Raw genomic sequence first — 15,180 nt, forward strand, 5'->3', positions numbered from 1 at the left:
GATTTTTCTGGCGCTGTTATGTCAAAGGAACATTAAACATCCGTTACATTTTGATTAAGGAAATACTCTATTCTGCAAAAAATGTCAGAACCGGACGGCTTAGAATACCAGTGCGGCGAAACTGCCATTCGTCGCTCCACTGGCCTCCCTGTGACCGCCACGAACCCGGCCCCATGTATTTCCATGCGCTGTCAAACAGATGCAGCGGCCCAAACTGGTTAAAGCGGTTTCCAAACAGCGTAATCCGCAGAACGTGGCTGCCCGCCTTCAAATGACTGCTGTGCCAAACATAAGGCGGTAAAAACACCTGCTGGGGTACACTGCCATCCAGTGAAAAGGTCATTAGATGCCCGCGGTAATGTGCGGCCTGTGCTGTCACCCTGCCGGCCTGCGGCAGGGTAAACGGAATCTCATACTCCAGATTGCCGCCGTAAAACGGCAATCCCTGCGGCACAATGTTACCGAAGGTCAGCGAATGAATCGGCGCAGTCAGTACTGCTTTTGCACCCACAGCGCGCACACCGAAATCCCCCAACAAATAAAGCCACTCCAGATTGGTCTGTTCACCAAACGGCAGCTCTGCTTCCAAAACTGTACGGCCCGGTTCCAGTACTGGCAATGGAACTGTGTGAATTGCGTGGTCAACCCACCAACCGTTTACATGCACCGGTATTTCCTGTCCATTGCAGAACAGCCGCACATTCTCCGGCTGCTCCAGTGTCAGGCGGATATTTTCCACCCGCACATCGCTCTGCACCGCAAAACGGAGCCGAAGCTTATGGACCGGTGGCTTCGCCTGCACGGTCCACGGCTGTGCAACAGAATCCGTCCGCTGCGGCAGACGCAGTTCTTTGCGCAGAATATTGTCAATCCGCAAAATTTCCTGCTTTTTACGGTAAGGTTCACCGTCCAGTGCAAACTCGGCAAAATCCAGCAGCATCGCATTTGGCTCCGGCAAGTGAACAGTGACTTGCTCCGAAATAGGAATTTCTGTCCCCAATGCGGTCTGTTTTGTGGATTCAGCCGCTGAAGCCGCGTCATCCCCCTGCTGAGCAGGTGTAAGCCGCAGCAGCAGGCTGTCATAAGCATATGCTTTCCAATGCAGACGGGTTTTGTTCTGCGGTAAATACCGCACCGGCAGTGTGGAAATTTCTCCGCTCATGGTATCCCAACACTGCACACTCCACCGCCCGCGCAGGGTCACAGTTACCTCCTGACTTTCCACAACATCCCGGCACGGCGGCTCTGCACCGTGTGCCAAAAACAACCAGCGCACTTCTCCATCCTGCCGCAGCTGATACAGAAAATTTTCGGTCAAACGGCCATCTGCACCACGCAGACTTACTTCCCGCAGCGGCTCTGCTGCTTCCAGCACACACTGCCGGTTAAAAGGAAGTATTTCGCACTTTTCAGCAAGTGCGGCCGGTGCAGCACTCAATTCTGCATCTACACGCTTCGGCACTGTACCTAAGAACACCAGCCTGCCGCCCGCAGTCTGAAAAGCTCGCAGGATTCCCAGCGTTGTGCTGCGCAGCGTTTCACAATTCGGCACCAGCACCATGTCATACTGCATCTGCCCAACTGCCAGCGGCGCACCACTTTTTTGGCAGAGTTTCGGCAACAGTGCCTCGCTTATAAAATCAAAATCAACACCGCCGAAAAGCAGCCATTTGGTCAAATTCTGAAAGTCACTGTCCAGTTGCTCCCGCCGCAGCGAAGTGGAAGCAGCAGAACCGTAAACCAGCCAAAAACTTTCGATCGGATGCAGCACAGCAAGATGTACAATTGGCCTGCCGCGTGTCAATGCTTCTGCTACTCTTGCAAAGTGCGTTTCCACGCCGCCATACTCCCGATACCACGGCGACTGATAATTTAAGGTGGCCGGGTAGTCCCGTTTGCTCTCCCCCGCCATGCCCGCCCACGCCAAATGCAGGACTCGCTGGGTTACGCCGAGTGCCGCCTGCCAGTCACCGTGCAGCTTGTGACTGCGAAAGTCGAAATCCCAGCCGGTGACACCGTAGGTTTCACTAAGCATTCCGCTTCTGCCCATTTGATTTTTCACAGAAGCACACTGCTTTACCGTTGTAAATTCGAAATTTCCGCACAGCATATCGATACCCGGCAGTGTAAAAGATTCGTAACACCGCATAGCGTCACCAGTCGCAGCAGTTTGGCTCTGCAAAGTCGGTTCCTCCATTAAGTGTCCGGTAAAGCCCAAATGATTCTTCACGCACCAATCACCATACGGCTTTAAGAAACCGATTTCAAAGCAGTCCGTAAGAAGCTTGTGCCAGCGCCAGCGTGCAGGGGCAGAACCGCCCCGCGGCAAATCCCACAACAGCAGCGGCAGGTCATCCCAAAGATTTGCGCTGTATTCCTGCTCATACAGCTGTGCTAATCTTTCCGTCCACGGTAAAGTGACATCCGCAAACGCAAATGACTCCGGCAGGCAAAGTCGCCGCGGTGTCTGTGGTTCATCGCAGAAAATCGCCGGAACCGCCGCACCAAACTCCGCGCCCAGCAATTTTTTGTACAATTCATGCGTTTTTGCTAAAAATGCTTCTGTGGCTTTCGGATTCAGCACATCAATGTAGGTCTGATTGTTATACCACGCCTCCGGTGCCTGCGTTTCCAGATACGCATACCAAGCGGTACCCTGCGCCGTTTCTTCTGGAGCAAGCTTTTTTGCACTGCGCAGCGTGCCGTCCGGCAGAAAAGAGATGTCATACCGGCACATCAGTTTTCCGTTTTCTGTGCGTGCGTTTCCGGCGCGGGAGTATGGCAGTGGGGGCAGCGCAGAGGTATCTCCGCCGTACGGTACACGTGTGAAAAGCAGATGCCGGCTGCGCAGTTCCGGATTCTTTGTCACTTCCCCGCCTGCCGCCCCGGAGGGCCAGCGATCCTCGTCATAAAGCCATGTGCGCATGCCGCGCTCTTTACCGTATACTTCGCACTGCCGAACGGTTGCCATGAATTCCGTACCCATATACGGCGTCGCAAGACCGGTGCGAACATGAATACAAAATCCACCAAAGCCCATTTCCCGAAAGCAATCGATTTCCCGCAGTAAAAGAGCACGGTCCAGCTTACAGTTCCACGCAAAGAACGGAACCCCACGGAACTGCATGGGCGGCCTGCAAAAGGCAGCTGCATCCAGCGGTTCCTGTATTTTATCCAATTTGATTTCCTCCCAAATTTTCCTTTTCTGCGTCTATTGTAGCATACGTGGGTAGGAATGCAAGTCATTTTTGGCAGGCTGCACGGTAAAAAAGCCGTCCGTACCGGCACCCAAAAACCGGAACGAACGACTTTTTGTTTTTTCAAGCTCAAATTTGCGCTTTCTTATAAATCTTCTCCATTTTTTCAGTAAACAGATGAAATGGTTTTTTGAAAATGGCAAGCAACAGGAATCCGACAATGAAGAAAAACATTGCCCGCACATTATGCTGCACACTGCTCCAAACCGGCCCGGCAATCGCCTCGCGGAAATAGTCAATCGCGTAAGAAAACGGCCACAGCGGCGCCAGCATTCCGAAAATCTGCGGATTGGTCTGAATCGGATAAATTCCGCCCGCACCCGCTATCTGAAACACCATCATCACGACTGCAATCGCCTTACCAACGTTGCCGAACAACGAAACCAGTGTGAAAATTAGAATCGTAAATGTGACGGAGGTCAGCGCCGTAAGCCCCAGCAGCAGCTGAAAATCCGCGGGATGCACGCCCAGCAGAAATACATCTCCCAGTACAATAATCATGGACTGCAGCAGCGACAGACACAGGAACATCAGCATTTTGCCAAAATGTTTCTGCACCAGATTCAGCTTCCAGCCGCCAATTTGCTTTGGCTCAAAGTTCACCGTCAGCAGCGCGCAGCTCAGCAGTGCACCAATCCAGATGGCCAGCACTGTGTAAAACGGAGCCACACCAACACCAAATGTGCTGGAATTGTAAATATCCACTTCTTTCACTGTGACCGGCGAAGAAATGAAATCGGCGATCTCCCCCGGATGGTTGGTAATCAAGTCTGTCACATAATCAAGGTCTTCCTCGGTAATCGTACCGACTTTGGTCAACAGAGTGTTTAGGCTTTCCTGTACCGTTGTCAGCGTTTTGTTCAGCTGTGCCGCCTGGCTGGAGGTAATCTGTCCGCTTGCCGTGTTGAACGCCGCCAGTGCATTCATCTGCGGCAGCAGGGTATTTTCTGCCTGTGCAATTTTACCGGCGTTCCCCAGCTGCAAGCTGAAATTGCTGATCAAGCTGTTCAGCACCGGCTGTGTGTCTGTTGCCAAGCGCGCAGAAAGCGCGGTCAGTTGATCCGCGATACTGTCACTCAGCTTTGAAAGCACTGTCAATGCTTTGGCAGTCTTTTCCTTTGAAGCATCCACAGAAAGAATCGCCATTTGCTGTTTGAGCGTATCCCGTTCATTTAAAATCAGTTTATCCACGTACTGCAGGCTGTCTGCCGCCAGCGAAAGTGCGGGCAAATTGTAGCTTTGGCTGAGTGCATTCAGTGTTGTCCTGTCTGACTGCAAAAGCGCGTCTGCCGCATTGCAGATGCTTGTGGTCTGCTGCATAAGGGCAAGTGTATCTTTGCTGATGGCATTTGCGTTGGCCTGCTGCAGCAGTGCCAGCATCTGCTGATTTTTTTGATTGATTAGGTTCACCTGCTGCATATCAGTATTCAAATTTGTCGATACAGAACGGATCGTCGTTTCTGTATTCTGCGCCAGCTCGCGGTCTGCACTTAAAATGTTTTGTAAATTGCTCATTTGTGCATTGACCTTTGGCAGCAGTGCGGAACTTTTGTTAAGGTATATCTGAAAATTTGCAGAATCTGTACTGGCTGTCGAAATATACTTTTTCAGCGTGGTAATGGTTTCATTTGCCTGTGACAGTGTCGTTTTTAATTCCTTTATCTTGGAAGCGTCTAAGCTGGTTGTTTTCATCTCCGTTTTGACTGTGTTAATGACCTCACTGGTCACTGTTTTCACAAAATTCGACTTTATATTTTCCACCAGCTTGGTTTTTGCAGCATCTGTAATTTTGGTGGCAATCGAGTTCAGTTTCTGATTGGTACGGTAAGTAATGACCGGCTTTTGCGGCGTAGAGGAAGTCAGGGTTAAAAGGCGTGCGGAAAAATTATCCGGCACCTCAATCATGGCGTAGTATTTGCCCTGATTCAGCCCATAATTTGCCTGCCACTCGTCTACAAAATCCCAGCCGATAGATTTGTTTTTTTTCAGCTCGGCTAAAATCTCATCACCGGCATTCATTACCTTACCATTGTAAACCGCGCCCTGATCTTTGCTGACAATCGCTACCGGCAGGTTGCCGGTGTTGGCGTAGGGGTCCCAGCAGGCATAAATATTGATCCACGCATACAAAGACGGCAAAAACGCCAGCCCCGCCGCTATGATAATTGTGGAGATATTTTTAAACACAAGTTTTACGTCATGGTGAAAAACCAGAAAAACCGGATGTATACCTGCACGCAGGCCATGAAAAAGTGTTTCCCAAAAATGCAGCAGCGCTGCCGTAATCTTTTTCATATTCATTCTCCCAACCCAGATTTTTGGAAGGCAATTTCAAACGGTTGGAACCTTCTGTGCAGCGGCCGAACTGTAAGGAATCCGCCAATTAAGAACAGTGCCGCAAAGATTGACAGTCCCACAACATCGCCGGTCACCGCTCCCGCCAATGTACCTGCTATAGATTCCCGCAAGCCGCTGAGTGCATAGGTAAACGGGAAAAGCGGCTGCAAAATACGAAAAATCGGCGGGTCAACCTGAATCGGATAGGAGCCGCCGCTGCCGGCGACCTGTAGTATTAAATAAATAATACTGAGTGCCTTGCCCACATTCCCAAGTGTGGACGCCAGTGTAAACGTAATGATTGAGAAAACCAGTGAGGAATACACACAGAAAAAAATAAACAGTGCCGGTTCCAACACATAGATTTTCAGCAGGAAAATATCGCCGAGCGCAACAATCAGTGCCTGCACCATTGCCAGTGTGGAAAACAGTAGCATTTTGCCGAAGTGCTTTTCCCGCAGGGTCAGCTGTTCCATCCCCCCAAACCACGCCACATCTGTTTTTAAAACAGAATTCAGCACCAGACAGCCGACCCACAAAGCAAGTGTTGTGTAAATCGGTGCCATTCCGGTGCCATAGTTTGGAATTGGATAAATCGCTTCCTCCTTGATTTCAAATGGATTTGAAACATAATTGCCTACCAGCTTCGGGTCATTCTGCATCACGCCGATTAGGCTCGCAATTTCTTCATTATTTACAACATCCAGTTTGCCGCCAACTGTACCGATCACACGCTGCAGCTGCTGCAGTTTACTGTTTAAGTCAGTGGAAAAGGTAGAGGAAAGTTCCGCACCCTGCTGGGCATCCCCGAGCATAACAGAAATCTGGCTGCTCAGTTTTTTGGCTTCCGTTATCATCTCACTGGTACCCTGCATGGCAGCAGTAATACTGCCTCCCATTTTCTTCAAGCTGCCCTTTACACTGGAATTGTAAAACTGAATGGATCTGTCCAAATGTGCGGTCATGGTACTGCAAAGACTGTTGATCTGATTGGCAGTCTCTTTCGAAATATCACCGCTGTCAATCACCTGACTGCGCACTTTTGAAATCTGCTCCTGTAAATCCGTTACTAGTGGCTTCACTGCCTGCAGCTCTGCGATCAGCGTAGTCATCTGCTGTGTCCGCGCGGTAAGCATAGTCGTTTTAAAGTTCTGCAGGTTGCCCACTGTAGTGCTGATTTTCGCAGAAACAGCATCCACCTGCACAACGTAATTTTTAAGTGCAACACTCAGCTTATTAAAAATTTCATCCGCTTTGGGTTGTGTTTTCAAAATGTTGTCCATCGCCGCAGAGGCCTGCTCACCAAGGTTTTCTGTCTGAATTTTCTTCAAAGAATCAATAATGGACTTCAGATTTTCATTTGGATACTGTTGATAAATCGTATTCAAAGTTTTGATGGTGCTGTCCAACTCTACTGCTGCTTTCTGCAGGACAACTTTGGCTTCCGCAAAAGCGGTATTCAGTTCCTTATAAAGTGCATCCGTGTCATTGTGCAGAGTTTCCGTATCAGCCTGCATTTGCGTAAGGGCCTTTTTCAGCTCTGTAAGGTCTTTATTCAGCTGCTGCAAAGTGGAAATGGCAGTGTCAATGTCCGAAGTATAGTCATAGTCCCTGCACTGTGTCAGGTAAGCGGTTGTTGCATCAATCGCATCGTTCAGTGAACTGAGCTGACTGTTAATGAGTGGAACGGTACTGTTGATGTTCTCTTCTGTCAGCTTCACGGCTGTGTCATTTAGGCTGGAAAAAAGCAGCTTGATTTTCTGACCGGAGGTTTTTGCAAAGGCGAGATTTGTGCTGACACTCTGGGAAGATTGGTCCATACTGTCCTGGAGTGCTGCCAGTGCCTTTTGGTCATCTGCATTTGTTTTGGCTGCGGCGTCCAAGCTGCTCTGCACGGCAGGCATGGTGGTATTGAGATTTTTCAGCAGCTCGCTCAAATTTGCGGAACCGGAACTGACCGTTGACAGTGTAGCGGTAACGGTTTCCATACTGCGGCTCAAACTGACAATGGAGTCCTTCATCTTCAAAATATCGCCTGTGTTTTTGCCCGCTTCACTGCCTAATTGATTAATGGAATGGTAGGCAATTTCGTTAACCGTCGAGATAAATTCAGTCGTCACCTGCTGTACCAGTGTGCTGTTTGCAGTGGAAGTAATTTTCGTAGCAACCGGATTTGCCTTGGTGTCTGCTTTATATGTAATCTGCGGCTTCTGCGGATGGTCGGTCAATACCGTGAGCAGTTTAGAAGAGAAATCCACTGGAATCTCGATGGCTGCATAATACGTGCTGTCCACCAAGCCGAGGTCGGCATCTTTTGTGGTAGTAAACACCCATTTGATTTTTTTGTTCTTCTTCAGTTGTTCTACTATCTGTCCACCCACATTTAGCTGCTTTCCTCTGAAACTAGCACCTTTGTCGCTGTTGACTACTGCTACGGGGATTTCTTGTGTATTGTCGTAAACATTCCAGCACGCCTGAATATTCACCCACGCATAGAAGGATGGAATAATGCAAAGGCCGATTAAAATAATGATAGCTACAGGGTTGCGGATGATTCGTTTCCAGTCATTGCGGAAAACACTGATGATATGGTGAAAATTCATAACTGTTCCTCTCTTGTCTGCCGACCGCAGGCAATCCTGCAGAATTCCTATTGTTTCATCTTACTGAAAGCATCGGCAGTTGTCAAGTTTGATATCTGTCTCTACAGCTGATTCCGTTGTTTTTAAATCCTTCCTATGCAGAAGTGACCCGGGAAAATACAGCTTTTCCCGGGTCACTTAAAATGATTAACAAGTAAAAGCACACGCTTGTCAATTTACAAACGGCCAAAAGCATAAAAATGCTTGCGCCAGTAAGAAGTATCAATGGAAGTATACTGCACCGGATTTCCAGCATGAATCATAGTGTTGCTGCCAGTATAAATACCAACGTGTGTAACAGTTTCACCACAGTCATATGTATCGGTAAAGAACACAATGTCGCCCGGCCGCGCCTCTGAAACAGAAATTGGTGTGCACTGATTGTAAATTCCCTGTGCCGTGGTGCGCGGCAGGTTGTAAACACCAGAATGTGTAAAGACCCAACACACAAAGCTTGAGCAGTCAAACGTGTCCGGCCCGGAAGCACCCATCACATAAGGTTTGCCCAAATGCTTTTCCGCTTCCGCAATCAAACTTGAAAAAGAACCGGAGGAAGTAGATGGTGAAGAAGTCGGAGTGGAAGCAGAACCACTGTCGGAATTGGAAGACTGACCGGAATCAGACTGTGAGGAAGAAGAAGCCTGCTGTTGACTTGCGGAACTTTCTGCCGCAGCGGCAGCTTCCTGCTGCTTTTTCTTCTCTTCCTGCTGCTGTGTCCAAGTGTCAATGGAAGCCGCAATTTTTGCTGCCTGCACATCCAGTGATGCATTTTTGTCCTGCAAATCCACTTCCTGCTGACCAATTTCTTTTAAGAACTGGTTTGTTTCTGCCAGTGCAGTGGCAAGCTCCTGCTGTTTTCCGGCAAAACTGGTTTTTACGCTTTCTGCCTGTTCGCGGCTCTGCTGGATAGATTCCTTCGCCTTTTGCACAGCTGCTTTGTCCGCTTTCAGGCGATTGATCAAGGTCGTGTCATGCTCCGTCACCATTTGCAGCGCTTCGGATTTATCCGACAAATCCGCAAGATTGTCCGAGGAAAGTAAGATTTGCAGATTACGTGCCTCACCCGCCATGTACAGCGCGCGCAGTCGCTCCTTCAGCTTTGCATAATCTGCATCTATTTGCTTCTGCTTTTCTGAGATTTCGTTCTCCGCCTGCTGCATTTGCAGATTCAAGTCTGTAATCTGATTACTACAGTCATTTATTTGCTCTTCAATGGCCGCAACTTGGGACTGCAGAGTTGCACCATATTCCGCTTTTTTGCTTTCATCACTGCGCAGTGCAACCAGTTTTTCATTGTTCTGCTGCTGCAGCTGCGCGTACTGTGCCTGCTTATCCTTTAATGTATTAATATCGTCCTCTGCAAAAGCCGGCCCAACCGCCACTGTTACAGCACAAGAAGCAGCCAAGATTGTAATCATAGCACGCTTAAAAACCTGTGGCCAGCATTTTGCAGTCCACATTTCTTTTTCAGGCAAGTATGAATCCCCTTTCTATGCTGTCATTTGCTGTTTTGAGGCGATTTTGCCCAGCAAAGCAGCCGATTTTTCAACTTCACTTTATTCTTTTATATTGTACTACTGATTTACATAATTGTCCACAAAGAATATAAAGTCGCCTTTTTTCGCGGTGAAAAACGAAAGGGAAGCAGGAGCTCACCAACATTGTTACGGAACACTTTATTTGCTGCTATTTGCCGATTCACTGGCAACAATCGGGCTGTCTGCTTCTGCTTCCTCCTGCGGCTCGTCGTCATAATCATTTGCGGCATGGAATTTATCGATTGCCCAGAAAATAATGCCCATCAGCATGGCAACACAGGCGCCAAGGGACATGCCGCTCAGCTTCACTTCGTTAATCTGAATAAATGCACCGGAAAGACCGGTGACCAAAATCACGCTGGTCATAGCAAGGTTGCGGGAACGGCTGTAGTCCACTTTCTGCTCCACCAGCAAACGAATGCCGGAGGTGGCAATCATGCCGTAAAGCAGGAAGCTGACGCCGCCCATAACCGGCTGCGGAATCTCCTGAATAACGGCTGAAACCTTGCCGAAGAAGGAAATGATAATGGAAATGACTGCTGTACCGCCGATTACCCACACACTGTAAACGCCAGTCATAGCCATAACACCGATGTTTTCGCCGTAAGTAGTAGTCGGCACGGAACCCACCAAACCGGAAAGCATGGTGGAAAGGCCGTCACCCATCAGCGTGCGGTGCAGGCCCGGATTCTTAATCAGGTCGCGGCCAATGATTTTTCCGGTCACGATTTGGTGCCCAATATGTTCCGAAACAACCACCAATGTCGCGGGGAGAATCACGGAAATTGCGTGCCAATCAAATTTTGCAAGCTGAAACTGCGGAATTGCAAACACCGGTGCGGCTGCCACTTTGCCCCACTCGACCAGACCGAAACAGTTCGCGGCAACGTAGCCAACAATAATTGCAATTAGAATTGGAATAACGGACAGAAACTTCTTAAACAGCACAGAACCAAAAACTGCTACACAAAGCGTAATCAGAAATACGATAACGTTTCTGGGGTCAATCTTCGTATAATCACCGTGCAGAACCAGGCCACCCATTTCTGCAGCATTTTTCGCAAGTTCCAAGCCAATCAGCGCAATGACCGCGCCCATAGCCGCAGGCGGCAGAATCACGTCAATCCACTTGGTACCGCAGAATTTGATAATCAGCGCCACCACACAGAATAAGGCACCGGTCACCACAAATCCACCCAATGCATACGCATAACCAAGTCCGGTTCCCGCGATTACGACTGTTGCCGGTGATATGTATGCAAAGCTGGAACCGAGGTAAGCCGGTGCTTTTCCCTTTGTCATTAAAATATAAATCAATGTGCCAACACCGTTCATAAAGAGGACTACTGAATGTTTGATTTGCCGTGTAAAATTAAGTATATTCAGTAAGAAGCTGCCGAAATCAAATGTTTTCCGGCAGCTTCTTACTGTTATTCTTTTTGCGCTTCAATTTCTTCCACAAGCTCATTCAAATACAGCCAGCGGTCATTTTTTTCTTCCAGCTGCTTTTTCAAATCTTCCAGCTGCTGTGTCAATTCCAGCAGCTTTACATAGTCGCTGCCCGCCGCCTGCACTTCCTTTTCTTTTTCACTTACCTTGGTTTCCAGTACCGCAACTTCGTCATCTATCGTTTTAAGTTCAAACTGCTCGTTAAAGGAAAGCTTCAGCTTTTTGGGCTTCTGCGGCTGTGCGCTCTGCTTCGGCTTTGCCACGGCCTGTTTCTCCTTCTGGGCTGCTTCCTCTGCCGCGTGTTCATCCAAATAGTCCGCAAAGTTGCCGTTGTGTTCAATTACGTTTCCGCTGCCGGTTACTTCAAAAAGCGTTTCAGCGACTTTATCCAAGAAATAACGGTCATGCGACACCGCAAGCACAGCACCTGAAAAAGTCATTAGGTAGTCTTCCAGAATCGTCAAGGTTTCAATATCCAAATCATTGGTCGGTTCGTCCAGCAGCAGAATGTTCGGTGCCGCAATCAGAATACTGAGCAGATAAAGCCTGCGCCGCTCACCGCCGCTCAGCTTGCCAATCGGTGTATATTGCAAATCCGATGTAAAGAGAAAGCGTTCCAGCATCTGTGCGGCCGAAAAAGTGCCCTCCTCGGTTTTGACCTCACCGGCAATCTCGCTGATAAAATTGTACACCAGCTGGTTGGGGTCCATCTCCCGGCCTTCCTGTGTGAAGTAGCCGATTTTGACTGTGGAGCCAATCTCAACTGTACCCTCGTCCGGCTGGAGTACGCCGGCAATCAGGTTCATTAGTGTGGACTTGCCCGCACCGTTCCTGCCGATAATACCAATACGGTCATTCCGCTTGATGTTGTACGAAAAATGGTCAATCACACGTTTCCCGTCAAAAGATTTGGAAACGTCAGCAAGCTCGATCAGTTTTTTCCCCAGTCTGCTCGAAACTGTCATCATCTGCACGCTGTCATCCGTGGTGGGCATGTCCTGCTCCCTGACAGAATTAAATTTTTCAATGCGGCCGCGGCTTTTGGTGCCCCTTGCCCGTGCGCCGCGCATAATCCACTGGTACTCCCGCCGCAGGAATGCCTGCCGCTTGCGCTCACTTGCTTCTTCCATATCCTGCCGCTCCGCGCGCAGCTGCAGATACTTGGCGTAATTTGCTTCATACGTATACAGTTTGCCATGCGAAAGTTCTGTAATATGGTTCACCACACGTTCCAGAAAATAGCGGTCATGCGTTACCATAATCAGCCCACCGGTAAAGCGTACCAGCCGTTCCTCCAGCCAGATAACCATGTCGCTGTCCAGATGGTTGGTTGGTTCGTCCAGAATCAGGACATCCGCGGAGCAGCACAGCGCCGAAGCAAGCGCAACGCGCTTTTTTTGCCCGCCGGAGAGCGTGCCGATTTTCGCTTCATAATCCGTCATTCCGAGTTTGGTAAGTACGGACTTTACTTCATATTCATTCACAGGCGGGCAGTTTTTCGTAATCCCTGCCAATGCCTGCTGCAAAACTGTGTTGTCATCCTGCATTTCAGGATTCTGCGGCAGAAAAGAAACGCAGATGCCGCGCTGTACGGTCACGCTGCCCTCATCCGGCTGTTCCACACCCGCCAAAACTTTCAGCAGCGTGCTTTTGCCCGTACCGTTAATGCCGATAATGCCAATTTTATCTTTTTCATTTAAATAGCAGGAGGTGTCCTCCAGCAGTTGTTTGGTTCCGTAATTTTTTGAAATGTGTTCAGCAGATAATAACATGGGTTCTCCTTGTGCGGCTGCAATCTATTATAATTTCATTTTGCTTCATTGAAGTTATTGATTTTATTATAACATATTCCACGGCAATGCTCAAAAGTTACTTTGCGCTGCTTGTGCGCCCCACAAGGGATTCCCGGCTTTTGACGTTTGGTTATTACAGCGAAACGCCCAGCCTGCGCGCTTCTTCCAGTGCAGGGTTTCCCGCAATATCGCCTTTTTCAGATACACCCGTCACGGTCAGGCAGCCGGCGTTTTCCAGGGAAAAATACCGCAGTGTCGAGCGGTACATCGCTTTTACGGAATCAAAAACTTCCTGTGTCTCATCCGCGCAAACCGCAAGCAAGACCAGCTTTTTGAGCCGGAATGTCCCACGAATGGGGTTGTGCAGCCGGTCAATCACCGCTTTCAGCTGCGACGGAATCCCATAAAAATAAATTGGTGTTGCCACAACCAGTACTTCCGCGGCAGAAAGCTCCTGATAAATCTGCTGCATATCGTCCTGCAGCGCACATCGGTGTTCTGCATCCCGATAACAGTAATTACACCCGACACAGCCTTTTACCTTGATATCCGGAATGGAAATCACTGCAATACTATTTTTCTTTTGATCAATTCCTTCCAGAAAAGCGTGTGCCAGTGTGTCGGTATTACCGTGCTTTCTCGGACTTCCAACGAGCATAACGATTTTTGCCATCTATGTTTCCCTCCGCTGCATTATCCAATATAACTATATTTTATTATACTATTTAAATGTAACGCATTCTATCCTTACAGCAGCAATTCCGTGTGAAATGCGATGACCGCACCCCCGGTCACCTGTACACAAGCCGGTTCTCCGTTTTCAATGCTGACCCGCACGCCGATTGTACCAGGTCGGTGCATAGCCTCTCCTTGCCGCGCCTGAAACAGAAATTCGGAACCGCTGCAGTCTACTTTTCCGTAATGCACCAAATACGCTCCCAACGGTCCGTTGGCATTCCCTGTAACAGGGTCCTCGGCAATTCCAATAGCTGGCGCAAACATTCTGCCATGAATCAGCGAAGACCCAGCTTCATCAATCGTAAAAACGTAGTAGCCATTACATTGAATCATTCCGCTTAACTCTTCCAATGCCTGTAATTGCGGCTGCAAACAATTCAGCAAAGCACTGTCCCGAATTCCAATCATTACTTTGGAGTGCCCGGTTGAAACAATCTGTACCGGATAATCTTTCAGCAAATCACTTTGTGAGAGGTGAAGTGCCGCCAACAATTTTTCTAAATTTTTACCGTCCAAAACCGGTCCAAATTCAATTTTTCCCTGTGTCATAACAATCCGGTAATCTCCGTTGTGATGAATGATGTCAACAGGCAGTACTCCGGCACCGGTTTTCTGAAAAATCCGGCAAGTATCCAACTGGTTTTCAACTGCCGCAGCATAATGTGCAGCAATCGTAGCATGCCCGCAGATTGGTACCTCTTTTGTCGGCGTGAAATAGTGTATTGTAACATCATACGGCTTTCCACATTCCGGCACCAAAAATGCCGTTTCCGAATTATTGAACTCTCTTGCAATTTTCTGCATTTCCTCTGCCGTAAGATCACCCGCATTCAATACGACTCCTGCTGGATTTCCCGCCAACTTTTCATTTGTGAAAGCGTCCACCTGATAGCAGCTGTATTTCCGCATTTATTTTATCCCCCTTAGCCATGATTGTTTTGCCTGCTGTAATGTTCTATAATCATTATAAAAGAAGAAAAAGGGTACGGCAAGAAGGCACTTTGCGGTAACCAACTTACCAAATTGTAAGAAAAGGTGAAAAGCAGTGGCAGTAAACAGGAAATTTTCAAATTCAGAAAATCATCAAAAAGACTTCACCTGCTCCATTGGTTATGCAATGACAGTGATCGGCAGCAAATGGCGCGCAGTCATTCTGTGGCATATCCTGAAAGAACCTCATATTCGATACAGCAGACTTAAAAAGCAGATTCCAAACATCAGCGATAAAATTTTAGCACAGGAACTGCACTGTCTGCTGGAGAATGCATTAATTGAACGTATCGCTTTTGCGCAAGTGCCCCCGCGGGTTGAGTACATTCCAACTGAGCGCGGCCGATCACTTCAAGAAATCCTGATCAAGCTCTGCGAATGGGGTAAAAAAATGGGCAGAGATTTTAAATAAATTTCTGCCCATTCTCTTTATCAT

General features: G+C 48.5%; 9 protein-coding genes. 1 reads left to right on the forward strand and 8 read right to left on the reverse strand.

Annotated features, from left to right (window positions below):
- Positions 1-67: 67 nt before the first annotated feature.
- The 8 genes from H6X83_RS09980 to H6X83_RS10015 all read right to left on the reverse strand — a co-directional run bounded on the left by H6X83_RS09980 (position 68) and on the right by H6X83_RS10015 (position 14,663).
- Entirely contained in the window at positions 68-3,178 is a 3,111-nt protein-coding gene (locus H6X83_RS09980; RefSeq protein ID WP_212506340.1) for a type 1 glutamine amidotransferase family protein, read from the reverse strand.
- A gap of 148 nt (positions 3,179-3,326) precedes the next feature.
- On the reverse strand, positions 3,327-5,552 hold the full coding sequence (locus tag H6X83_RS09985; RefSeq protein WP_212506341.1) for a YhgE/Pip domain-containing protein: 2,226 nt from the start codon (positions 5,550-5,552) through the stop codon (positions 3,327-3,329).
- A gap of 2 nt (positions 5,553-5,554) precedes the next feature.
- A complete protein-coding gene (locus tag H6X83_RS09990; protein WP_212506342.1) occupies positions 5,555-8,197 on the reverse strand; it encodes a YhgE/Pip domain-containing protein in 2,643 nt (880 codons plus the stop codon).
- A 215-nt stretch (positions 8,198-8,412) separates the two neighbouring features.
- Positions 8,413-9,711 carry a C40 family peptidase gene (locus H6X83_RS14810; RefSeq protein ID WP_425489191.1) on the reverse strand — a complete coding sequence of 433 codons (1,299 nt, stop codon included), beginning with the start codon at positions 9,709-9,711 and terminating at the stop codon, positions 8,413-8,415.
- A gap of 201 nt (positions 9,712-9,912) precedes the next feature.
- Complete coding sequence (gene uraA / locus H6X83_RS10000; protein ID WP_343063150.1) at positions 9,913-11,208, reverse strand: uracil permease; 1,296 nt, start codon at positions 11,206-11,208, stop codon at positions 9,913-9,915.
- Positions 11,205-12,995 carry an ABC-F family ATP-binding cassette domain-containing protein gene (locus tag H6X83_RS10005; RefSeq protein WP_212506344.1) on the reverse strand — a complete coding sequence of 597 codons (1,791 nt, stop codon included), beginning with the start codon at positions 12,993-12,995 and terminating at the stop codon, positions 11,205-11,207. The genes uraA and H6X83_RS10005 overlap by 4 nt, the downstream gene beginning before the upstream one ends.
- Positions 12,996-13,149: 154 nt before the next feature.
- Positions 13,150-13,689, reverse strand: a complete 540-nt coding sequence (locus H6X83_RS10010; RefSeq protein WP_212506345.1) for a flavodoxin family protein — start codon at positions 13,687-13,689, stop codon at positions 13,150-13,152.
- A gap of 74 nt (positions 13,690-13,763) precedes the next feature.
- On the reverse strand, positions 13,764-14,663 hold the full coding sequence (locus tag H6X83_RS10015) for a PhzF family isomerase (RefSeq protein ID WP_212506346.1): 900 nt from the start codon (positions 14,661-14,663) through the stop codon (positions 13,764-13,766).
- 136 nt (positions 14,664-14,799) lie between these two features.
- On the opposite strand from H6X83_RS10015, the gene H6X83_RS10020 reads away from it, so the two are divergent.
- The gene (locus H6X83_RS10020) at positions 14,800-15,156 is read left to right on the forward strand and encodes a winged helix-turn-helix transcriptional regulator (protein WP_246419184.1); all 357 of its coding nucleotides are present in this window, start codon (positions 14,800-14,802) and stop codon (positions 15,154-15,156) included.
- The last annotated feature ends 24 nt before the right edge of the window (positions 15,157-15,180 follow it).

Origin of the sequence: Caproicibacterium amylolyticum (genome assembly GCF_014467055.1) — a bacterium.
Lineage (GTDB): Bacteria > Bacillota > Clostridia > Oscillospirales > Acutalibacteraceae > Caproicibacterium > Caproicibacterium amylolyticum.